The 23,470-nt window shown below is 45.3% G+C and carries 16 protein-coding genes and 1 pseudogene; 4 read left to right on the forward strand and 13 right to left on the reverse strand.

The genetic code is table 11. The annotated features are described in order from the left end of the window. Positions 1-312, forward strand: a pseudogene (locus R7Q48_RS04470) (hypothetical protein); the annotation flags it as partial. 4 nt (positions 313-316) lie between these two features. Continuing rightward, entirely contained in the window at positions 317-1,963 is a 1,647-nt protein-coding gene (locus tag R7Q48_RS04475) for a BatD family protein (protein ID WP_256903357.1), read from the forward strand. Between the two features lie 125 nt (positions 1,964-2,088). Here the strand turns inward: R7Q48_RS04475 and R7Q48_RS04480 are convergent, their stop codons facing one another. The 5 genes from R7Q48_RS04480 to R7Q48_RS04500 form a co-directional block, all read right to left on the reverse strand. Then, entirely contained in the window at positions 2,089-4,215 is a 2,127-nt protein-coding gene (locus tag R7Q48_RS04480) for a GGDEF domain-containing protein (RefSeq protein ID WP_054574929.1), read from the reverse strand. 328 nt (positions 4,216-4,543) lie between these two features. Next, complete coding sequence (gene pstB, locus R7Q48_RS04485; protein ID WP_005375156.1) at positions 4,544-5,293, reverse strand: phosphate ABC transporter ATP-binding protein PstB; 750 nt, start codon at positions 5,291-5,293, stop codon at positions 4,544-4,546. A 60-nt stretch (positions 5,294-5,353) separates the two neighbouring features. Then, positions 5,354-6,217, reverse strand: coding sequence for a phosphate ABC transporter permease PstA (gene pstA / locus R7Q48_RS04490; protein ID WP_005383923.1), 864 nt, complete (start codon positions 6,215-6,217; stop codon positions 5,354-5,356). A 22-nt stretch (positions 6,218-6,239) separates the two neighbouring features. Further along, on the reverse strand, positions 6,240-7,172 hold the full coding sequence (pstC, locus tag R7Q48_RS04495; RefSeq protein WP_005375154.1) for a phosphate ABC transporter permease subunit PstC: 933 nt from the start codon (positions 7,170-7,172) through the stop codon (positions 6,240-6,242). A 100-nt stretch (positions 7,173-7,272) separates the two neighbouring features. Next, entirely contained in the window at positions 7,273-8,094 is an 822-nt protein-coding gene (locus R7Q48_RS04500) for a phosphate ABC transporter substrate-binding protein (protein ID WP_005375153.1), read from the reverse strand. Between the two features lie 331 nt (positions 8,095-8,425). Here R7Q48_RS04500 and R7Q48_RS04505 point away from each other — a divergent pair, with 331 nt between their 5' ends. Next, a complete protein-coding gene (locus R7Q48_RS04505) occupies positions 8,426-10,069 on the forward strand; it encodes a methyl-accepting chemotaxis protein (protein ID WP_203345589.1) in 1,644 nt (547 codons plus the stop codon). A gap of 101 nt (positions 10,070-10,170) precedes the next feature. Here R7Q48_RS04505 and R7Q48_RS04510 read toward each other — a convergent pair whose 3' ends face one another. The 6 genes from R7Q48_RS04510 to R7Q48_RS04535 form a co-directional block, all read right to left on the reverse strand. Beyond that, positions 10,171-10,743: a DUF1566 domain-containing protein gene (locus R7Q48_RS04510; RefSeq protein WP_017820503.1), complete on the reverse strand. Its 573-nt coding sequence runs from the start codon at positions 10,741-10,743 to the stop codon at positions 10,171-10,173. Between the two features lies 1 nt (position 10,744). Continuing rightward, positions 10,745-12,178, reverse strand: a complete 1,434-nt coding sequence (locus R7Q48_RS04515; protein WP_170889982.1) for a DUF1566 domain-containing protein — start codon at positions 12,176-12,178, stop codon at positions 10,745-10,747. A 25-nt stretch (positions 12,179-12,203) separates the two neighbouring features. After that, positions 12,204-14,456: a proprotein convertase P-domain-containing protein gene (locus R7Q48_RS04520; protein ID WP_256903358.1), complete on the reverse strand. Its 2,253-nt coding sequence runs from the start codon at positions 14,454-14,456 to the stop codon at positions 12,204-12,206. A 9-nt stretch (positions 14,457-14,465) separates the two neighbouring features. Further along, the gene (locus R7Q48_RS04525) at positions 14,466-16,607 is read right to left on the reverse strand and encodes a TonB-dependent hemoglobin/transferrin/lactoferrin family receptor (RefSeq protein ID WP_256903359.1); all 2,142 of its coding nucleotides are present in this window, start codon (positions 16,605-16,607) and stop codon (positions 14,466-14,468) included. Next, on the reverse strand, positions 16,608-18,605 hold the full coding sequence (locus R7Q48_RS04530) for a prolyl oligopeptidase family serine peptidase (protein ID WP_256903360.1): 1,998 nt from the start codon (positions 18,603-18,605) through the stop codon (positions 16,608-16,610). A 324-nt stretch (positions 18,606-18,929) separates the two neighbouring features. Beyond that, the gene (locus R7Q48_RS04535; RefSeq protein ID WP_151515347.1) at positions 18,930-20,273 is read right to left on the reverse strand and encodes a DEAD/DEAH box helicase; all 1,344 of its coding nucleotides are present in this window, start codon (positions 20,271-20,273) and stop codon (positions 18,930-18,932) included. Between the two features lie 550 nt (positions 20,274-20,823). Between R7Q48_RS04535 and R7Q48_RS04540 the strand changes: the two genes are divergently transcribed. Beyond that, entirely contained in the window at positions 20,824-21,078 is a 255-nt protein-coding gene (locus R7Q48_RS04540) for an Lpp/OprI family alanine-zipper lipoprotein (protein WP_005375145.1), read from the forward strand. A 26-nt stretch (positions 21,079-21,104) separates the two neighbouring features. Here R7Q48_RS04540 and R7Q48_RS04545 read toward each other — a convergent pair whose 3' ends face one another. Continuing rightward, entirely contained in the window at positions 21,105-22,031 is a 927-nt protein-coding gene (locus R7Q48_RS04545; protein ID WP_256903361.1) for a L,D-transpeptidase family protein, read from the reverse strand. A 6-nt stretch (positions 22,032-22,037) separates the two neighbouring features. Next, on the reverse strand, positions 22,038-23,453 hold the full coding sequence (gene phrB, locus R7Q48_RS04550) for a deoxyribodipyrimidine photo-lyase (RefSeq protein WP_256903362.1): 1,416 nt from the start codon (positions 23,451-23,453) through the stop codon (positions 22,038-22,040). Positions 23,454-23,470: the final 17 nt, after the last annotated feature.

The following is a 23,470-nucleotide window of genomic DNA, read 5'->3' on the forward strand; positions in this document are numbered from 1 at the left end:
CAACAAAAGTCTCAAAACGAAGGGAAAGAAGCGCAAGGACAACAGTCACAAAATCAGCAAGATTCTGAAAATAAAAAAGAAAAACAAAAAACGGAACAACATCAACCGCAACGAGATGACAAGCAAGTGAAGGATCAAGGTGAACCAATACAGGCTAAAGCGCATCCCGAAAAAATGCATCAGGATGATCCTGAGTTCCGTCGACTAGAAGCAGTAGAAAGTGCTCGCGACCCAAGCTTTTTGATCCGTGCGCAAATGCAACTTCAAGCGCAACAAAAACAACCTCCACAACAATCTCAAAAGGAGTGGTAAGCCTGTGATGAACAAAGGCGTAAAACTGGTCTTTATTTTTGTGGCCAGCCTAATATCCAGTTTCTCGGTGATGGCACAGACACTTCAAGCTAGTGTGAATAAAACACAAGTAGCCAAGAATGAAGTGATTAACCTCAGAATCATTTCAGATACTGAGCTCAGCTCAGACTCAATCGACTTCAATGTTCTAGAGAAAGACTTCTTCTTAGGTCAACCTCGTTATGGCCGCTCTAGCAATAACATTAACGGAAGAAAATCAGTGCGTACCGAGTGGAGTATCTCAATTGCACCAATGAAAGAAGGTGTTCTGACTATTCCAAGTTTTTCCGCTGATGGTATGAGAACGGAGCCGATCAAACTGCGTGTCAACGCGAGCCAAACAGACCCCAATCTTGATGATCTATTTAGCTTCAATATTACGGTCGACAACAGTACGCTCTACCCTCAGCAATCTGCAACATTACGTATACAGCTTCTAATTAAAGCGGACACTCGACGCCTAGATAACCCGCAAATAGTACCTCCGCAGATTGAAGGCATGAAGCTTGAGGCACTGGGTGGCTTACAGCAAAGACAGAAGATCTTAAATGGGTTAGAAGTAGCGGTCATAGAGCAGTCGTTTCGCTTAACGGCCAATCAACCAGGCACTTATACCTTGATAGGTCCTAAACTGACCGGTTCTTATATTTATGGCGACAGCTTGACGGGCTCAACCAAAATAATGCCTATCAACACCAAAGCGGAACGCATGCCAATCACGGTCAAACCGATTCCGAGCGAATTTAAAGGTGAATGGCTTCCTGCTTCAGCGTTAGAAATGACACAGAGCTGGCAAGACGATCAAGGTAATCTACTGTCGACTAACGCGATCAACACAGTAAAGCAAGGTTCTTCACTCACTCGAACCATTCAAGTTAAGGCTCGCGGTACACAAGCCGAATATCTGCCACGAGTCAATATTAGTTACCCGAGTTCACTGCGCGTGTATCCCGAACAACCTAAGTTCGATAGCGGAAGAGATGGCACCGTTACCATGACGGTGAAGCAAGTCATTATTCCTACAGAGGCCGGGAGATATACCTTACCAGGATACGACTTGAACTGGTGGGACAGTCAAAATGATGAAGCGAAGAAAACAACGTTACCAGAGCTAACATTAGACGTAGAGAAAAATGACACTGGGCTAATCACGTTGCCGGAATCGCCTCTTTCAGCACCTTTAGTGTCAGCCCCTAGTCCTGAATCAAGCGGCGGTGTGAGCAGTCTCTGGCGAACGTTAACCTTTGTTTTCTCAGGGCTTTGGATAATGACATTGGGAATCGCAATTTGGGCATGGAAAAAGCGCCCAATAACAGCAAGTGGAACGGTTTCAAATGCTGAACAACCACTTTACATCAACGCGCTAAAAAAAGTCATCGAAGAAGGCGATGCTGCGAAAATTGAACGCTCTGTAAATGAGTATTTAACCACTCATCAAGACAGGTTAAACCCTGGTGACGTACAAGCAATTAAGCAAGAGCTTAATGCCATGAATCGAGCGCATTTTAGTGCTAACCAACAACCTTGGAGCCCTGATTCGCTGCTAGCCAAAATTCAAAACCTTGGCAAAGCAAACGTAACGAAAACCGACCACCAGCTCGAAAAGCTATAAATAACTAGATAACAATGGCAGCTCTCATGAGCTGCCCATTCTCTTATCCGGCCAAATTTGCTTTAGCGGTTTTATCTAGAGCACCAACCGCCACCCCCTTCCCTATCAAGTTGCTCTTATGAACATCACTTACTCAACAATACTTGGGGCTCGTATTCGTATCGCCTTACACAATTTCGCCCATGATTCTTCGCTTGATAGAGTGCCTTATCCGACAACTGATATAAATGGTCGAAATTAAAGTCTTTGCCTTTCGCTTTATAACAGGAGTAACCGACTGAAACGGTAAGTAACTCCCCTTCTGGGTTATGTCGATGCTTTATCCCCTCGCCCTCGATGCACTGACGAATGCACTCTGCTCTCAGTCGAACCTCCTCTTGCTCAGAACCAATCATGAGCAATGCAAACTCCTCACCACCGATACGGCAAAAAACTTCATCTTCACCTTTGGTATGATGATCCAAGATATAGCCAATTCGCATCAATGCGATATCGCCTTCGAGATGACCATAGTGATTATTGAATAAGCCAAAATGGTCAATATCAATCAGGATCAGGCCAAACGACATGTCGTCTTCACACTCTAGGGCACAATATTTTTGCATCACATGTTCTAACATGCGGCGATTACCAAGACGCGTCAAAGGATCGAGCTTAGAAAGTACCTCAAGCTGTCGATTGGCTTCCTCCAACTCTTTTGTTCGGTTCTGAACCTCCAGCTCTAAGTTTTCGTTTAATTCGCGAATCGCCTCTTGAGCTTGAGTACGTTGCAATACTTCAGCTAAGCTGGACGCGAACATACGAATCACTTCACGTAACTGAGAAGTTAACGGCGCACGTGTCAGCAAATTATCAACAGCGATAAAGGCGATAGGACCACTGCTATTTGAAGTCAATACCGTCATCGCAGCCCAACCAAAGCCAACAATATTACAGTCATGATAAATAGGCACTGATTCTTCAAATGCGACTTCGTTTGGCATTGAGCGAGCCAGATTTATAAGAGAGAAATCTTGGGTTTCGCCAAAGAAGTAAGATTCATCCACCACGTTACCTTGAATATCGGTACCCCACGTTCCTTGCATGTAAGAGCAATTTTCATCAGTTAAAAACACCGCCATTCGATCAATACCAAGATTTTTAATGGCGAAAGTGACGGCCGATTTGCATACTCCACTGACAGTAGTGCAACGTGATAACTCAACCATGCTTGAATGCAGCATGCGTACGTTTTGTTCTTGGCGCTTACGAATGTAAATTTGAGAGAAGAGTGAACCAAACGAGTCCAACATCTGTTTTTGATATGCCGTTATCGGCTTACGATGAATAAAGTTATCTAGCGCGAACCACCCAAACGGTTCATTGCCATCGCGTAAAATCAACATCGCATTCCAGCCCTGCCCGATGACCTTGCCTGCTGTGTATATTGGCGCGTCTTCTACAATAACTAAGTTGCTCTCGAGGCTAGATAACGCGGTGATATACTCCTCGCTAAGTTGGTGTAAATCATATTGTGTGTGAAATTCATCAATCGTAATTCCTGACTCATCCGTGCCGTATGTACCACTGAAGCTGCGCTTTTTCATATCGAGAAGCATCAGTGTAGAGCGATCAAACCCAAGTCGTTCACGTAACGCTTCGACGGCTTTGTAGTACAAGTCCTTTAAAGAATCAGGATTAGAGATTTCGAGTGCAACTTGCTGAACTAACTTCATATTTTCGATAAATCGCTCGCGTTGGCTAATCTCATCAACATATTGCGCTTCACGAATATCTCTGTGCCTGATCTCTTTCGAGGCATTTTTTTCGGCACGAATACATTGCCAACGCGCCGCTGCAAGCTGCATTGCGTCGTAACTTTCTTCATAGATATTATGTGCCGTGCGAGCATGAACAGATTGAATCAGTAGGTAGGTACGTTTTATAGGCGTGTTGTCGAGCATCATGATGTAACTATCACCACCTAAATCTCGAGTGTGATTCCAGTTACATGTGTTGATCGCCAGAGGTATGATGCTTTCAGAGGTGTCAAACTGACTTGCCCACTCCCAGAATGTCTCAGGATAGTTTTGGGTTGGGTAAAGCTCTCCGCGAGAGAAGCTCATCGAATGACGAGGGTTAATTGAAGGATCTTCAAAAATAGCGAGGGCTTGAGGGGAGAACAGACTCTCTAAATGATCAAAGATTGCCTCCGCTAGCAACCGATGGTCCCTCGTTGAAGACACTTTTCTTGTAAAACTTCTTAAACTCACCCTACCAACCTAATCTACTTTTTTATCCTCGATAAAAAACTACTTAGGCCATGATATGCAATCAATACGTTCAAATTTGAGCTGTTAAGTCATTCGCAAAATTATCAGACTTAGTGTTACATTCGAGAGCTCTTCAGCACTTTTAAAGCCATGTTTCACATAAGTTACATGCTTTATAAACTGGGGAGGAAAGTTGTGCTTATTTACAAGATTTTTTGTGTTGGTAGGCGTTATAAGCCTACGACTTAAAAAGAAAAAGGCCCCTCATTAAGAGGGGCAAAGTTACCATCGCTTATAGTTATTTAGTTATGCTTGTAAATACGGTGGATTAACCGAAATCACCATTTACGTAGCCTTGAGTACGGTCGTCTTGAGGGTTGCTAAAGATCACTTGCGTATCGTTGTGCTCAACCAGTTCACCCATTAGGAAAAACGCAGTGCGGTCAGAGATACGACGCGCCTGTTGCATTGAGTGAGTCACGATAACGATGGTGTAGTTCTTCTTTAGCTCTTCCATCAACTCTTCGATTTTGTGTGTCGCAATTGGGTCAAGTGCCGACGTTGGTTCATCCATCAGAATCACATCAGGCTCCATCGCGATTGTACGTGCAATACATAAACGTTGCTGCTGACCACCAGAAAGACCGAATGCGTGTGATTTAAGGCGATCTTTCACCTCATCCCAAAGTGCAGCACCGCGCAGCGAACGCTCTACCACTTCATCAATTGTCTTTTTGTCTTTGATACCTTGAGCACGTAAGCCGTAAGCCACGTTCTCGTAAATGCTCATCGGGAATGGGTTTGGCTTTTGGAATACCATGCCGACTTTGATGCGAAGGTCAGCAACATCAATGTTGCCGTAAATATCTTCGCCGTCCATCGCCAATTTACCTGTAATTTTCACGCCTTCGATTAGATCATTCATTCGGTTCAAACAGCGTAGAAGCGTTGATTTTCCGCAACCTGACGGGCCGATAAGTGCAGTTACTTGGCGAACTGGAATTGGTAAGTTGATCGATTTCAGTGCTTGGTTGTCACCGTAGAATAGGTCTAGGTTTTCAATATCAAATTTGTTCATTGTCTTAATCTCTTAATTCTTGAATTCGTGTCTTTTAACGTGCGTTCTTAATTAGTGTTGTTAGTAAGTTGCGGTGTTAAAACGTCTAGCAATCAGTTTCGTTACCATGTTGATCAAGAGAACAACCACGATAAGCACTGTTGCCGTACCGTAAGCCTGATTCCATTCTTCAACGGTAAACAGTTCGGTAGTCAGTTTGTATAGGTGAACGGTTAGCGTACGACCTGAATCCAATAAAGAATCCGGAATACGTGCAACCATACCTGCTGTCAGGAATACTGGAGCAGACTCACCAATGACACGACCAATACTTAGAATGACCGAGGTTAAGATACCTGGCATTGCGCTCGGAAGAATCAAACGCCAGATAGTGTAAATCTTAGAAGCACCGAGGCCATAAGAGCCTTCACGGTACGTTTGTGGTACTGCCATCAGCGCTTCTTCCGTTGTACGGATGATCACTGGCAGGATTAGGATACTTAGCGTCAATGCACCCGACAGAATCGAGAAGCCAAGGCCAAGAATCGCCACGAAGAAAGTCATACCAAACAGGCCGAAAATGATCGACGGGATACCCGCCAATGACTCGGTACAGAATCGGATGATTTTCACCAAACGACTGCCCACTTTCGCGTATTCGGTCAAGTAGATTGCCGTCATGATACCGAGTGGCGCTGCCACTGCGATAGAAGCGATAACCATGTAAATGGTCGCCACAATCATTGGGAAGATACCGTGCTCTTCACCTGTGCGCGTATAGTTATCAGTAATGAAGTTCCAATCTACGTGTTGTAGACCGTTTGATAGGATGTACCAGATAATCCAGAACAAAAAACCTACCGTTAGTGCTGCCGAGATCCAGACAAATGCGTTAAAGACATTATCTTTGAACTGGCGTGCTTTTTTTAGTTTTGCGCGATCCATAATAGTCACCTTTAACGAGCGATTACTTCGCTTTTTCTCGGTTTAGGTACAGTAGTACAGCGTTCAACGACATGATGAAGACCAGAAGTACTACACCTGTAGCGTAAAGTGCGTTCGCGTGAACACCACTTGCGTAAGACATTTCAATAGCGATGTTTGCAGTTAGTGTACGAGCCGAATCAAGGATGCCTTCTGGCATTGCCGGCGCGTTACCCATAACCATGATAATCGCCATGGTCTCACCCAACGCACGACCGATACCCAGTATCACACCTGTCATGATGCCTGAGCGAGCCGCTGGAACGAGCAACTTAAAGATGGTGTAGATTTTCGATGCGCCCAGTGCCAAAGAACCTTCTTTATAAGTACGAGGGACAGCGCGAATAGACGTTTCAGAAACCGTAATTACCGTTGGTAGAATCATCACACCAAGAACAATGATACCGGCAAGGATAGTATTACCTGCAGGTACATCAAATACCTTCTGAATCAATGGAACGATAATAACCAGACCGAAGAAACCGTAGACCACTGAAGGAATACCGGCTAGCAGCTCAACCGCTGGACGGATAATGTCTGCTAATCGCTTTGGTGCGATTTCAGCGATAAAAATGGCGGTCAGAACACCAATTGGAACCCCAACAATGACAGCACCAGCCGTCGATACGATAGATGCCACAATCATGGTGGCGACACCGTAAAGCGCAGGTGGTAACCAGTTTTGTCCTAAGACAATGCCCGATACGCCTGCTTCTTGGAATGCCGGAATACTCTCTCGAACGATGAAGTATGCAATAACGGCCAATGAAACAATGCCGATTACGGCACTCGTTAGGAACAAGCCGTGGAAGATGCGCTCTTTCCAGTCTACACGACGCTTCTCGCGTAGGCCTGACTTGCTGATAGCTCTAGCGTCAGTATTCATAAGCTTTTCACTATTTGTTGCGATGGTCATTTAAAAATCTCACGGTTCTGGGCAATGCCGTTGAACACAATGGATAGAAAAGGCTCAGCCCGAAACGTTGGGCTGAGCAAACTTTAGAGTCCCGATGGGATTAGTTAACTGAGATGTAACCTTTTTGGTCAACTAGCGCTTGCGCTTCGTCAGTTAGCATCCAGTCTAGGAATTTTTGCGTTTCTGTTGATGGCTTGCCTTCTTTGTAAAGAACAAGGAATGGACGCGCTACTTTGTAAGAACCGTTTTTAACGTTAGCTACCGTTGCATCAACGCCGTCGATTGCTAGCGCATTAACAGTGTTGTCTACAGTACCAAGAGAAATGTAGCCGATTGCGTATGGGTTAGATGCAACCATTGTTTTCAGTGCGCCGTTACCGTTTGCAACTTGAGCACGTTGAGAGATAGCTGATACCTTCTTACCAGAAATCTTCATTTTTAGAGACATGATGTCTTCAAATGCGCCACGAGTACCAGAAGCTGTGTCACGAGTAATGGCTACGATTGGCTTGTCTGCACCACCAACTTCTTTCCAGTTTGATACTTCGCCTTTGTAGATTGCAGTCACTTGCTCGGCTGTTAGACCTGGCAGTTTGTTTTGTGGGTTAACAACCACTGCGATACCATCACGAGCAACCACTTCTTCGATTAGTGTTGATTCTTTTTCAGAGTCTTTTAGATTACGAGAAGACATACCAAGGTCTGCTGAACCATTTTTCGCTGCTTTTACACCAGCTGAAGAACCAGGACCTTGAACTTCGATAAATACGTTAGGGTTCTTCTTCATGTACGTTTCAGAGAAAACTTCCATCAGTGGAGTTACGCTGCTAGAACCCACTGCAGAGATAGTTTCTTTAGCAGAAACAGGAGTCACTGCCATTGCGCCTAGAAGTGCGATTGCACCGATTACTGTCTTTTTCATCACAATTTCCTTAAGTGGCTTTATTGCCGTTGTGTTTCACTTGAACGGTGCTCACTTTAGAATTTGAATATGACAGTTGTGTTTCACTTAGTTGAACCCTCTATGACACGTTGTCATTTCTAACTATTAATTCCGCGACTTATCCCTCTCTCAATTTGAACGTAACGTTTTTATAACGTTGCCTCATGTTCAAGATGATAACCCCATCGATTTTGGTACATTTCATAACAATTAGATATGAGTAACTCATTGATTTGGCAAATATAACAATTAAAATCGAAATGCTTATTTATAAAAAAGATAATAATCAAACCGATAGAGGGTCAATCTCATGCGTCAATTTCTTAGTACGCTTTCTATTAAACTTCAGGTTTTTCTGCCTGTTCTATTCACAGTTATATTACTCATCATTGGACTGAGTGTCGGAATCGGTAAACTCGATCAAGCATTCAATAAGGTTTCGGCTTCCACCCATAAGCTAATCATTCACAAAGAGGAACTTAGCGGCATCGTAGACAACACTTACGCCATGCGCATCAAAGCCATTTATAGTCTATTTAGAGCCGAAGATGTTCAGTCTCTCAACCAAGAGCTTTCTGAGCGACAAAACAAAAACCGCGATTTTCTTAACTCCATCGACCATCTCCCTGGCGTTCAAAATGAAGTCAATGCTATGCGTAAGGCCATGAATCACTATGTTGATTTCACTCGCGTTACCATGACACCTCTGCTCACCACTAAACACTCTTCTGATTACACCACCTCTGATTTCAATCAAAAGTACGAATATGCAATGGCTGAGTATCGATTAGCTGGCGAAGCGATGATCAACGCCATCGACAAACTATCTAAACAATTGAATCAAATCGTCACCGATGAAGTCGAAACGAATGGCGAACAACATTCAACCACGCTAACTTACAGCGCCGTCTCGCTTGCGGTGATCTTGAGTGCCGCTTCACTTATTAGTTGGGTACTCGCCAGCTACATCGTTGCGCCGATTCGTAACCTTCAAGTAACGATGCAGGAAGTCGCGAAGGGAAACCTACTAGTTAAGGCCGAAGCCATCGGGAAAAACGAAGTGTCTCAGCTGGCTCGAGATGTAAACCAGACCATAGAAAAACTGCGTGAAACTGTAAGCGCATTGGTTCGCATTAGTGAAGATGTGGCATCAGCATCAACCGAGTTAGCAACTGTTATGACTCAAAGCAGCGTCAACTCGGATCAAGAAAAGCAAGAAGTTGAGCAAGTAGCCTCGGCGATCAATCAGCTAGAGTCGACCGCAGCTGAAGTATCGACCAATGCACAAGAAGCCGATAGTGCATCAAATCAAGCACGTACGTTAACCTCACAAAGTATAAGCATGTTTGGGGAAAGTACTCGCGCAAGTGAAAAGATGGCGGAACAACTTAACGAAGCCGCTGCCGTCGTGACTTCGCTAAAAGAACAATCAGAACACATTGGTCGCGTGATCGAAGTGATTGAAGGTATTTCTGAGCAAACGAATCTACTTGCACTGAATGCAGCGATTGAAGCTGCACGAGCGGGCGAAAGTGGCCGAGGCTTTGCGGTAGTGGCCGATGAAGTACGTATGCTGGCAGCGCGAACTCAGGAGTCCACCAAAGAGATCCAAACCATTATAGAAGAGCTACAGCAACAATCTGGTCACGCAAATGAAAGTATGCATTCCAGCTTAGCCATGTTGTCAGACAACCAAGCTCTGACACAAGAAGTTAGCCAATCACTTGCTAATATCAGTAATGCTATCGCCGATCTGAACTCAATCAACACTCAAGTTGCAACCGCATCAGAAGAGCAGAAACAGGTCACGGCTGATATCAACAACAACTTAACGAACATCTATGAACTAGTGAGCCAGAACGTAACTGGCATTACGCAATCAGCCGCAGCAGCGCAAGAACTGTCTGGCTTAGCGGAAAACCAAAAACATCAGCTTAAGCAGTTCCAAGTTTAAATACTCTGCTCAACACGATAAGTTCCAAAGGTTAGAAAAGAAAAAGCTCCGCACTGGCGGAGCTTATTAACATCTGGATTCGTGAAAATCCAACGGGGTGATTACTCCTCGTCAGTAACCAGCAGAACAGAGGAAATGTTCGTTGACTCTAGTGGGTTCCAGTTGTAAACCTCACCATTAAATGAATCAAACACCATAACGTTTGAGCCATCACCGTTTGGTGTGTTACTCCAGATGTAACCAGCATAGTCACCCACCTCTAGCGTGTAACCACTTGCGAATGCAGTGCCGTTCATCGCAGGGCTATGGCAAGCACGTTCTGTCAACGCGACTAACTCCTTAATGTTTGGTATGCGCCAATTCTTTTTGCCAGCGAAGTCATATAAAGCATGATTACCTGATTCATTGCGGATTTGCTCAGCGGTTGATAGCGCTAACTGCCATGACATCTTAGTCGCAGCGCCATCACAAGCTTCGTTTGCCGTATTCCACGTTGAACCAACAGGGCAACGCATCCATGTTAGACCTGTTTTCAGGTCAGTTACGGTACCGCTCTCAGAATATGTATAACGCGTGTTAGGTGCCGTTTTAGCAAAGTCAGTAGAACACTCTTGTGCAGCCATTACAGTTTGAGAAGCCAAAGCAAGAGATAGTACAGTTATTAATTTCTTCATCTTATTGGCCCTTTACTGCTACTAGACGGATTGGGAATTGGAATGACGTGCCTGTGTCACGCTCTACTTTGTCAGAATAAATTTCAACAAAGCTTACGTGGCCACGGTCAGCGCCCTTCGCTGCAATCACTGCAAATTGAAGTGCACCTTCGTAGTTAGCAGGAGAGTAATTATTAAATGTGAAATCACTTAGCCAAATAGCACCTGAATTAGCGTCTGGGCTGCCTTTACCCTGTTGAGGGAAGTAAGCTGTCGTCATACCATAGACATTGCCGTCGGCGTCTTTCTCTGTCTCACCTAAGTCGAGAACATCGTAGAACTCTTGGTATGTTGGTAGGCGCCAGTCACTAATGCCACATAGTGATTGCTTGTTTATATGTTCAACATATTGGCTTGTTGAACAGATGCCATCAGCAGCATCCACACAACCAACGACTTCAAGATCTTCGTAATACGGCTTAAATGTTTCAGACTCAAACGCAAATAGGCGATCTTTAAATTGAACTGAGCTCGCATCCGCACTCTTATTTTCCCAAACAAGACCAGTACGTTCGTCCATAGTACAAGCCCACTTAGTCGCATCTGCTGCTAAAGCTGCACCTTGTGAATCTAGCTTAACGAACTTAAAGCCAGCGCCTGTCGACGTTTGCTTGTCCTCTTTGTCGAAGCCGTATTCCGCATCTTGACCAGGGTAAGACGCTTGAACCTCTGCTACGTCTGCTGCTCCTTCAGCAAAATAAAGAACGGCGCCCGTATCGTTACTACCAACCGTTTGTTCAGCAACCGCTACAATTTCTTCAGCAAATGCACTCACTTCCACTTCAGACAGAAGATCAGAGGCCAATGATTTACCCTGGAAGCTAAGGCTTTGAGCAAGCAGCGCTACGCCTTGGGTCATTTGTTGTGGCTGCATTGCAGCTAATAGTGCAACCGTGTTTTGCTCTAGCTTATCTAGCTCGCTGGCTTCTGCGTTAGACATTACCGTTCCAGACAGAGAAACACCGGCATCGGTGAGTTGTGCTTTCACAATCTCTTCAGCTTGAGCAACGGTTTTACCGTCAACCACAAGACCTGCGAGCAACGTTGTTACACCATTGACCGTGTTACCCGTTGCTAAGTTTTGGCCCGGAGCCGCAAGACGCAACGTTTGGTTCGAACCTTGATCAACTTGAGCAAGAATGGTGCTGGTTAGTACGTTTTTGTCGCTTGAAGTCAGGCTAAATTTACCGGCATTATCCGTTTTAGCACTCGGCTCGGTCGTATCACAAACGTAGTTTTGGTTTAAATCGATGCACACTGGCGTATCAAGAAGTGTACCTGCAGAAACGATGGTGCCAGCTACATCATAGGTCGGTGCCGACGTGTCACCACCAGAACCACCGCCACAGCCAGCTAGGGCTAGTGACATAGCAACGAAAGAATATTGAAACTTCATAGATTTTATCTTCTTTTGATTTTAATTAACGAGAGCGAATCACTCTCACCATTGAAAGCAGGACAAGTCCTAACAAGGTCCAAGGCGAACCACTGCCACCTGAATCACCGCCACTGCTTTCTTTAGTGGTATCAGCACTACACTGATACTGAGCAAAGTGACTCACACCCCACTCTTTCAACACCCCAGAATTCCCTGACACGCGGTCAGACACTTTGAGACGCCAAGTACCCCAACTCGGTTGACCGACAAGTGCTCGTAACTCCTCGTCATACTGAGCGGTGAAGTAACCTTTAAATCCTTTGGTATTGCTTGATTGATGGCTAAGTAGCACGACCGATTTGCCTTGTGGAGACACTAGCGTCACTTGCAGATCTTGCAGTGAGTCATGCTCGATGTTCAGGTAAACCGCAAACGAATCATCAATCGTGCGTGACTTGTCCGATAGCGTCTGAGAGAACAGTCTGTCGCCCTGTTCCGGCAAAGCGGAGTTCACTGGTTGAGGCTGGATATCGAGCTCTGGCGTACCATTAACCAGCATCACCTTATCACTCCACTGGTGAGTCTTTAGGCCTTCTGCAAATTGGTAATCCAATGAAATAGAAGAATCGAATTGCGTGCCACACCTCAGACCGCTTGGTAACGCCACCTTCATTGAGGTCGAATCAGAAAGCGTTTCATCAAAGTCGAAAACGGATGCGTTATTTAGCTGCCATTGCCCTTTGATGCTCGCTTCACGGCCAGTTTGGCTCAGGCTCAAACCAACGTCTTGACCTTGTGCGATGTATCGAGCGTCATAGCGAACACGAAGAGGCGCTTTAAGTAAGTTATGTCTGTTGAAGCTGTCCGTCAGGAATTGGGCGTAGTCTTTATTTGGGAACAAGGTGTTTGCGGCAAACACGGTCGATTCCGCCAGATCATGCATTTTCACGCCACGACCAATGCCGTACATACCTTCAAGTACAATGGCGTCAAACTCGCGGAACACCTTATCGGTATCATCACCGTATCGTTCAACCGATGCTTTAAGCGCTTGAAACAGCGGCGTTGACCATAGCTCGTCACCTAGTTCACCGCCCACACTGACATGCGCTGGATACTCTGAGCTCTCGAAGTAACGTGCTCTTTGGTTCCATAAGCTACGAGTTGTTTTGCGTGTTCCGAACACACCGTCCCAGTTGAACACCGTATCTAACTCGAATTCTTGACCACGACGCGAAGCATCCAAATATTGAGTTCGGTAGCTCGCGCTGCCCGCCCAGTAATCAGCAAAACCCTCTGCGATAGCACCAGTGTGACCGTACGCCCAATCCGGTACGATTTGGTAATGAATGCCATGCCCAAGCTCGTGTATCACTACATCAGCATCGACTGCATCCGGAGAAACACCACCAACACCCAGCATGAGTGCTTTTGGACCGTAATAGTAAGTAGAGTTATCTTTTGATAAACCGCGAGCATCAAAGCGAAGTGGTTCATCAAACAAGTCGTAAGTCAGGCTTGTCAGATATTGGATCGAGCTATCAAGATGATAAAAAGCCATCAACTGTGGGAACGCACTGTCACCAAACTCGGTGCTTTGCATCTCATCAACACTGTCAAATGCTTGAACCCCTTCTGCGCTGAGAAAGTCCAACGTATCGAGTACAGGCGCTTCACCAGGTGCTGGGGCTGCAAATAAGCCCGTCGCATCCACTTGCTTTAATCTTGGGTTAGAGAGATAGAACTTACCGCCGGACTTTAAAACCTCAATCGACTTGGTTACGTACTCGATCGGCTGAGGGTAATCGGACAGTGCTGGCCACGTCGATTCTGGTGCTGCTTGCTGTTGCATGGTGCGAAGATCTGGGTTGAATAAAGAAACCTCAACATCAACCAGACTTCCAGAGCTCAAAGCCGGTGGCTCTTGTGCTTGCAGTTGGCGAGGCGATTCCAATTCCATTGCAACCGTTGGTTTACCGTTGCGAATGATCGTATCGTCAAGGCTCTTAAACACTCGCACAACGTAATGATTTTTATCGGTTGTTACTACGAGGGCACGCTGTGCTTGATATTCACCGTTAACCCAAACATCAAAATTGTAATGCTTGCCAAGCTGAGACTGGGTTTTGTAACGGAACTTAAACTCGCCCGCTTCTGAGTAGTGGCTGTCTAGATAAGTTTTCGCTTGCGCTTCATTGGTCACCACAGAATCCGTTGAGGGATAATCCCACTCTGCAGCCAGCGCCGCAGGGGTACATGCAATAAGCAGTGAAAACGCCAATGGTTTTAGCTTCATGATTTCGTCCTAGAATTCGTATTTTGCAGTCAGCGTGAAGTAGCGCCCTGGCTCAGTTGAGTAACGCTTACTTTCCTCAACGATACCCGCTACGTCTTGGTATCGGATGTATTCTTTGTCGAATAGGTTGATGATGTTTGCGCTAACACGAAGGTCTTTGGAAACGTGGTAAGTTGCGCCGATATCAAACGTATTCCACGCACTTGTCTGCGCGCAATCTGTCGCTAGACCAAGCGTGGTCTGGCATTTAGGAACGCGATCCATTGCCGCGGCCCAGTTCCAAGCCACGTAAGCATTGAAGTCTTGGTCGGCGTATTTCAGTTGAGCGTTACCTTCGAATGGCGTAATGCTTCGAACGTATTCACCTTCCGCGTCTTTGCCATCTACGTAGCCAAACTTGGTGCTGATGTTCCATCGCTTAGTGATCGCGTAACCTGCAGAAAGCTCTGCACCATACGTCTCGACACCATCGAGGTTTTGGTATTGTTTAATGTAATTACCATTGCTTGAGTCAAAGCCCGTGGTCACAACGTCGATGAAGTTTTCAAACTTGTTGTAGAACAAAGACGCATAGACATACGCACGACCGTTATCGAACTTGTTACCGATTTCAAATGAGTCGGAAGTTTCAGCTTCTAGATCCATGTTTGGTGCAATGACAAACGGCGTGAGCGGCACAAAGTCGTGGCTTACGAAGCCATACGCTTTATCGTATTCCGGAGCACGGTAACCATGGTTATAAGATACATAAGCGATGTTGTTGGCAAACATTTCACGAGAAACCGAAAGACTTGGAGATACCTCTGAGCTATCCATGTCTTTTAATGGGAAGCCGCCCACTTCACCCGCACCGTCTGGCGTGAGACGGTGCGCATCAAAGCGTACGCCACCTGTGATGGTCCATTTATCCAGTTCCACCATGTCTCGGACATACAAGCCAATGTTATAAGCACGAGCAGGAGCGAAAGGTTGTTTGGTCGAAGGTGTTACTCCGTTCCAATCAATCTTGGAGTCGCTATCTGTGCGCTCGTAATAGTCTGTAGAAAGCTCAACACCGTAAGCCAATTGGTGCTCAGCATTTGCTGCATAAATCGTATTGGTGAAATCGCCACGGAAGCCAATTGTTTCGTCAATGAAGGTTTTGTGTTCCAGCTCGCGACGTTTGGTGATCAAACCATTGTGATCCACCTGGCGCATTAAACGATTGGTGTCTTCCACGACTTCGGTGTGACGCCAGTAAACTTTGGTATCCAACTCTTCGAACCAAGTTGGATTAATCGGTGTCACCTCTGCGCCAATGTAAGCGCTGTACTCTTCGGAGGTTTCATCTTCAGCAAAGTCTTCAATATGCCAGATGCCATCAGGTTGAATGGACGGTGAACCCTCCAAACGCTCTTGATTCTGGGTGTAGAGTTCCGCTTTGGCTTTCAACATCACCTCTTCATTGAAAAAGTGGTTGATCGTATAAGCACCGCTATAACCATCTAGATCGCGGTTATACAAATCTTCATCAAAGTTACGTGTCTCTTGCCCTTGCCAGTATGAAACGTTAAACAAACTCTCTGTATCACCGGAGCGGAAAGCTAGATTACTCGTGCCTTTGTACTTGTTACTGATGTCCGTGTAAGTACCGGATACATCGGTATAGAAGTCTTTGTCTTTTAAGAAATCACCCGGCTGACTGGATTCTAAAATCACCACACCGCCGATTGCGCCAGAGCCATGCACCGAAGAGCTTGCACCTTTAATGATTTGCAGCGATTCAAAATTGGATAAATCAAAAGTATCTCGCCCAACTGCATCATTAATGTCATTCGCACCGAAGCCATCCGCAGAACGAATGCCATCACGAACGATCATAATGCGGTTACCCGTCATACCACGGATGGTAATGTTTTGCGGACGTCCTGCACCGCCCGTCACGCTTACACCAGGTTCGTTACGCAGCACGTCATATAGCTCGGTCTCGCCTCTTTCTTCGATTTGCTCGTTTGTGATAACCGCGACACTACCTGCCACTTTTGACAATGGCTGATCGATTTTATTGGCGGTTACCACCACCTCTTCCATTGAGAAAACCTTAGATTCGGCGTGCACTTGACTGGCAGCAAGTACCAAAAGTACTGCCGCTGACACTGGGGTAAGCTTCATTTACTGCTCCGCTTTAGATGTTTTAATGAGTGATAGTAGAAATGCGTATTCTTTTGCTTGTTGTTCTTGCGCTTGTCGCGGGTCCATTTGGTGGCCCGAATTAAAATTAGTTTGCAACAAGTACGGCCCGTTGCGCTCACTTAACGCTGAAACTTTAGCGAGATACTTTGCGCCTTCCCAATATGGCACGCGCTGATCGATTAAACCGACTTGAACCAACATGGGTGGGTAAGCGTTTTTATGGATATTGAGAATCGGATCGTACGCCTTCATTAACGCCAATTGTTCAGGTTTGGTTGGGTTACCCCATTCGCCATACTGCTGTGTGGTAAGCGGAAGTGAGGTATCCGACATACTTGCAACCACATCAACAAAAGGCACTTTAAGTACGACACCTGAAAACAATTTAGGATCTTGATTAACCGCTCCGGCCACCAACGTACCACCAGCACTAGAACCGATGGCGAAAACCTCTCTATTGCCACGTTCGAATGTTTGCAGCGCCTTCGCGGCCGCGACAAAATCACCAATAGAATTGGCTTTTCGCACACCACGGCCTTGCTCGTGCCATTCATCGCCAAAGTACCCACCGCCACGGACATGGGCGATAGCGTAAATCACACCTTGGTCGAGTAAACTGATAACCTGAGGCATAAAGTACGGTTTCATCGTAAAACCATACGCGCCGTAACCGTAAATCAACACAGGAGATTGTGGGTGCAATTTGTCTTTGCGATACGCCAAAGAGACCGGGACAGAAACGCCGTCGTGCTTAATAAAAATACGTTGGGTTACATAACGCTGACTATCAAAGTCTTGGTAAGCATCTTGAGAGTACAAGGATTTATTCAGCGTTTTTACATCGAACTCTTCCCACTGAGGAGGCGTAGTCATCGACATGCTTCGGATACGAATTTTGTTTGATTCAAAATCGCCCAACGTGCTTAGCCAAGCGACATTACCATCGTGTTCCAATGGCAGTATCACTTTTTCCTGACCTTGGTAAGAATACACCGTCAAAGTCGACACATTGTTTGGCTTGCTAAGTGCCACAACTCCTGCATCATAAAGGTAGAACTGTTCAAGCGGCTCACGAGGATTGGTGAAGCGTTGCCATGTTGCGCCAAGCGGTGCGAGTTCGGCTTGGTAAAGGGCGAACTTTCCTTCAAAGTTGCTTTTCAGATAAATGTAACCTTTCGCCACATCCGCGTAATATTCCACACCCACTTCAGGCTTTCGCAATGAATCTGAGACAGTGCCCGTTTCTAGATCGACAAGCTTCTGCTCTGTTGTTGACTCGTTGTTGCTTTGCAGCACAGCATAACGGCTATCTGCCGCACGATAGAAAGATAGTAACCAATCTGACTTGGGTTCATTCCATAGGACTGTTTTTGCCAAAGATTCAGTGGAGATACGTAAGATCTGATGAGGTCGCTGAGTGCGCTTTTCTTTTGCAACGAGGAATGCCACTTTCCCGTTAGGTGACAACAATACGCCACTATCGACGTGCGTCGCCAGTTCCGTAGATTGGCCGGAGAGTAAATCAACAACCACAGCACGATATTGTTCGCTACCGTCGATATCTTCCGTGAAAAGGAGCGTGTCACCATTCACTTGCCATTGACCAAGTTGGTAGTACTGATGCGCAGATTGTCGTTCATCGAAATCGAACACCACGTTTTCTGGTGCATGTTGACTCGCACGGGATAATAGTAAGTAACGACCATCGCGACGCGTTAGCGTCCACTCTCTTCCACTCATGATCGACCATGGCTTATCACCTTTGTCTGCCACCATGGTATCCCACTGCGTGAGTAGGTTTTTTGTCAACGTCTGATAACTTTTTTGGTGCTGTTCAGTTTTGTGGTTTTGTTCTGTTAGGTAGGTAAGAACTCGCTCATCTTTACGAGCATCATCTCGAAGCCAGTTGAAATCATCAGCAGCAAAGCCAGAACTAGAGGTAATTATGAGCCCTAAAAAAACATGAGTAAGTTTCATATAGAGAGCGAATTCATTTATAGGATTAATACAATGGCGCGTATTCTGCCCTTAAATAAAAATGAGATCAATTATCATTTTCACAATCATGTGAGATTTTTATCTAGTGTGTGAGGAAAAACGTTTGCTTTGACCGAGGTAATAAAACTTAATAACTTCCTAAATTAGCGTTCTATGCTGTTTATATACAACCAGACAAATATAAAAGCTGACAAACGAGTGAGTATGGAAAGGCGCTATTTCACCTAGCGACAGACATAAAAAATCCGAGTGCGAACACTCGGATTTTTAAGAACTAAAATCAATGGGAAACTACAGCAGCTTTTACTCTTCAGAGCTCGGTGCCGCTGGTTTTTTCTTAGGGATGAAGACATCATCACCCACAGATACGTTTTTGTAGAAGCTCTTGTCACGCTTAGCTGGTTTTTTCGCCGACTTTTTCGCTTGAGGGCGAGCTTTCTTTGCGGTCGCTTTCTTATTGCGAAAATCTGGTTTAGGTGGCTTAAGGCCTTTAAACTTACCTTTCAAATCTTCGAACACTGAAAACTCAAGATCTTGTTGTAGGTATGCTTCTACACGTTTAAAGCTATCCCAGTCTTTTGGACCAACAAGAGAGATTGCATCCCCTTTGTTGCCAGCACGACCAGTACGACCAACTCGGTGTACGTATTCTTCGGTATGCTTTGGCATATCGAAGTTGATGACGTGTGTCACAGTTGCAATATCCAAACCGCGGGAAGCAACATCAGTCGTTACAAGGATCTTAAACACTGCGCGCTCAAACTGACTCATAATGGTGTTACGTTGAGTCTGGTTCAAGTTACCACTTAGTGCTACAGCCTTCAGTTTCTTTTCGTTCAGCTTTTCTGTTAGTCGCTCAGTATCATCACGCGTTGCCGTAAAGATAATAACTTGACGGTATTCAGCCTCAGAAAGAACACGATCTAAAATTGCCTCTTTATGATCCAGGTGATCACACAAGTAAAATTTTTGCGTAATATCTTTATGTTCTTCGTTAGAAACGCCGATAGCAATACGCTTTGGCGTATTGAGCATTTCAGCCGCGATTTCATTGACGTCTGCATGATCTAATGTCGCAGAGAACATCAACGTTTGACGACGACGATGCTTGGCTGCTTTATGAATGCGACGAAGCTCTGGTGCAAAGCCCAAATCCAACATACGGTCTGCTTCGTCAAGAATCAGCGTTTCCAAACCATCCAGATAAAGCGAACGATGATCTAAGTGATCAGCCAAACGTCCTGGTGTCGCCACGATAAATTTCGGGTAACGACGCAGAGCTTTTACCTGATCGTTAAAGTTCTCACCACCCAAAATCAGTGCTGCTTCATAAGATAGGCCAGCTAGCATAGAACGAAGCTCACCATATACTTGTTTCGCTAACTCACGAGTAGGAGCAAGGATAACCGCGCGAGGGTCTTTCGCAGAAAACGATTTTGTCTTTAAAGACTTATGAAGCATTGGCAATACAAACGCCAAAGTCTTGCCCGAACCCGTTTTCGAAGATGCCAATAGATCCTTGCCTGCAATCGCAACAGGAATCGCCTGCTGCTGAATGTCAGTCGCTTTTTTAAAATCGTAGTGTTTTAGGTTCTTCAACAATCGGTTGTCTAGGCCTAGATCTTTAAATTGCAAAGTATTCTCCAATAAATCAGTCAGCGTCTGAGCGCTCTGTAGTGTCGTTTCCGCTCTAACGCAGCAAAAAAATAAAGCTCGGTATAATACCGCAAATCATAGGAGTATAGATAGAGATCACACAAACTAATTCCCTGTGGTGACGGTAAAACATCATTTGTGGCTCAGTTCAGAGTAAACCCTAGCCTTTTTGATGTGCATCTGAACGTGAAGTTTAATGAAAGGCCTTTCAGATATGTCTTCTATTCTTCAACAAAACGACGTAAATAGCAGTTATTTGGGCCAATAAACTTTCATTTGTGTCAATATCGTCTAAATTATTGATATCAGGAACGTGGCAAATACACCTGCTATGAAAACTGTTGTGAGAGCGAGGGAGAAGATAGACTATTCACCTTTGTTAAGCTCAGGTAAAAGTTGACGTCAGGTACTCCATGAAATTCTTGGGTTTTTTTGACTTTTGCTACATCATGTACTGATAAAATGTAACCACATTTAACCTCGCTACTGTATAAAATAATAGTTGGTGGCGAGACTTTCACTATAAGCAAGGAGTTCTTATATGAACAAAACGTTGATCGCAGCTGCAGCAACTTCAGTACTTCTACTAGCCGGTTGTGCTTCTTCTGATGACGCAGCTACAGCAAATGCAGCAAAATTAGACGAACTAAGCAACCAAGTTAGCCAACTAAGCCAAGACGTACAAGCTCTTCAATCTGACGTTCAAAAATCAGGCGCAGCAGCAATGGCTGCTCAAGAAGAAGCTGAGCGTGCTAACGAGCGTATCGATAACATCGCTCAGTCTTACACGAAGTAAGATTTGATACCGCGTCTTAACGCCCGTTAAGGCGCGGTTATTTCGACAGGAACCCCATTCTGTGCAGCGATTGCTGCTTTAGCCTTCACGTTTTTCATACCGAATTCATCCAGCCACCACTTTAACTCTTTCGGCACTTTGAGTTCATCTTTCTCGCCATTACTACGAGTCAAAGGCTCATGTGCTTCTAAGAACACACTTCTGTCAGGTTCAAGTGTCATTTTGATAGGCTGGTTAATGATGTTAACGTCTTCGCCGTTACGAACCTTGTCAAATAACCACTCAATGTCACTTGGGTCCATACGAATACAACCCGCGCTGACTCGCATACCAATCCCAAAGTCCTTGTTGGTACCATGAATTAGGTATTCGCCGTTTCCGTAAGCTAAACGCAATGCAAACATACCAAGCGGATTATCAGGCCCCGCAGGAACAACGGCTGGTAGGTCAATGCCCTTTGCTTTGTACTCGGCACGAATAGAGGCTGGAGGAGTCCATGTAGGGTTCGGTCGTTTTTGGCTGATACGCGTTGTCATTACTGGGGTATCGCGCCCTATTCGGCCAATTCCGACAGGAAATACATGGACAATATCCTCTCCTTCCGGAAAGTAATATAAGCGCAGCTCGGCTAGATTAATAACGATACCTTTATAAGGTACGTCTGGGAGGATTAGCTGTGTCGGAATAGTAAGAACATGCCCCTCTTCTGGTAAGAAGGGATCCACGCCTTTGTTTGCGGCCATTAAACCTAGCATACCCACATCGTAGAGCTTAGCGATATTTGCCATGGTTTCGCCTTCTTGAACGACGTGGTTTTCAAGGCGACCAATTAAACGGCTTCCATCCTCTGGTAATTCGTACATCTTAGCGAATGATAGACCACTCACTAAAGATAACGACACAGATAGCAGGGTACGTTTTGCGAAACTCATTGATCGCTTTTTGCTAAGCATTTCACTCTATTCCTTGGCACTTTTAAAGAGCTGTAAGGTTATCTCTCTTTCTGTCTTGTGATCAACCATCGGCTTGTGATATTCCAGTAAAGAAAAGCCCTCCCAAGTCCAAGGTTTATGGATGTATTTGTTCGGTACACTTTTGATTTCTGGTACCCAGTGGCGCACAAATTCACCATTAGCATCGAACTTTTCGCCTTGGCTTATCGGGTTGAAAATACGAAAGTATGGCTGCCCGTCACAGCCCGTAGAAGCAGACCATTGCCAGCCACCATTGTTCGCTGCAAAATCGCCGTCCACCAGCTTACTCATGAAGTACGCTTCTCCCCATCGCCAATCAATATGTAAGTCCTTGGTAAGAAAGCTCGCGACAATCATACGTAATCGATTGTGCATCCAACCTGTTTGATTGAGCTGACGCATTGCTGCATCAACGATTGGGTATCCTGTTCTTCCTGTCTTCCATCGCTCAAAGGCTTTCTCATCATAGGACCACTGGATTTTATCCTCCCAATCGATAAATCCTTTGCCTTTGACGAGTTTTGGTTCGAAAACCAATAGGTGCTGATAAAACTCACGCCAAATGATCTCACTTAACCAAGTTGCTTTCCCTTCTGTAAGGTCATTTTGTTGATTTTCAGCATACAAACGAGCAATACACTGCCTTGGTGATAGCGCGCCAATCGCAAGGTATGGAGACAGTTGGCTAGTGCCATCAATAGCTGGAAAGTCTCGCTCGCTTTGATACGCGTCACTGCGCTCCCGTGCAAATTCCCTAAGCTGCTTCAAAATATCATTAGTCGAAGCCAGCCAGTCTTCACTGGATTCTCGAGGATAGCTAAATGTGAAGCTTGAATTAAATCGAGCCGACTCTAATTGTTCGAGTACCTTTTTATTGAGTGGCGCTTGCTTGTGAGGTTTTACTACCGTCGGCATAAGGAACTGCGTTAACCAAGCACGCTTGAATGGCGTAAACACCTTAAAATATTCGCCTTGCTTATTAAGAACCGTCGTTGGCGCGTGCACACATTTGTCATGAAACAGTTCAAATTCGATATCGTGAGAAGCTAACGCTTCACTTACTTGTGTATCGAGCTCTCGTTCGTTCACCTCATAGTGAATGTTTGCCATGACAGACGTAGCTTCAAGTGTTTCCGCCCACCCACTAATCACATCTGTACAATCGGAAAACGACGGTACCTCTTTGTACAAAAAGGGAATATTAAGGCTTTCAAGCTCCTCGTTAAGACAAGCTAAGCGACGAGCAATGAGGTCTGCCTGCATCGGCGCCATGTGATGCTCCCGCCACTGCTCTGGCGTCGCGATAAAGCAAGCGACGACAGGCTGACCTGAATCCAATGCCGCTTTGAGTGCCGTGTGGTCTAACGTACGTAAGTCACGTCGAAACCATACTAAAATCATGGTAGCTCCTATCTTTT

It is taken from the genome of Vibrio sp. 378 (assembly GCF_033339435.1).

Coding starts and splice junctions, on each gene's coding strand:
- pstB (WP_005375156.1), bottom strand. CDS start 5,293: ATGAACAAATTTGATATTGAAAACCTAGACCTATTCTACGGTGACAAC.
- phrB (WP_256903362.1), bottom strand. CDS start 23,453: ATGATTTTAGTATGGTTTCGACGTGACTTACGTACGTTAGACCACACG.
- R7Q48_RS04520 (WP_256903358.1), bottom strand. CDS start 14,456: ATGAAGCTAAAACCATTGGCGTTTTCACTGCTTATTGCATGTACCCCT.
- R7Q48_RS04505 (WP_203345589.1), top strand. CDS start 8,426: ATGCGTCAATTTCTTAGTACGCTTTCTATTAAACTTCAGGTTTTTCTG.
- pstC (WP_005375154.1), bottom strand. CDS start 7,172: ATGACCATCGCAACAAATAGTGAAAAGCTTATGAATACTGACGCTAGA.
- R7Q48_RS04525 (WP_256903359.1), bottom strand. CDS start 16,607: ATGAAGCTTACCCCAGTGTCAGCGGCAGTACTTTTGGTACTTGCTGCC.
- R7Q48_RS04530 (WP_256903360.1), bottom strand. CDS start 18,605: ATGAAACTTACTCATGTTTTTTTAGGGCTCATAATTACCTCTAGTTCT.
- R7Q48_RS04540 (WP_005375145.1), top strand. CDS start 20,824: ATGAACAAAACGTTGATCGCAGCTGCAGCAACTTCAGTACTTCTACTA.
- R7Q48_RS04510 (WP_017820503.1), bottom strand. CDS start 10,743: ATGAAGAAATTAATAACTGTACTATCTCTTGCTTTGGCTTCTCAAACT.
- R7Q48_RS04500 (WP_005375153.1), bottom strand. CDS start 8,094: ATGAAAAAGACAGTAATCGGTGCAATCGCACTTCTAGGCGCAATGGCA.
- pstA (WP_005383923.1), bottom strand. CDS start 6,217: ATGGATCGCGCAAAACTAAAAAAAGCACGCCAGTTCAAAGATAATGTC.
- R7Q48_RS04515 (WP_170889982.1), bottom strand. CDS start 12,178: ATGAAGTTTCAATATTCTTTCGTTGCTATGTCACTAGCCCTAGCTGGC.
- R7Q48_RS04545 (WP_256903361.1), bottom strand. CDS start 22,031: ATGCTTAGCAAAAAGCGATCAATGAGTTTCGCAAAACGTACCCTGCTA.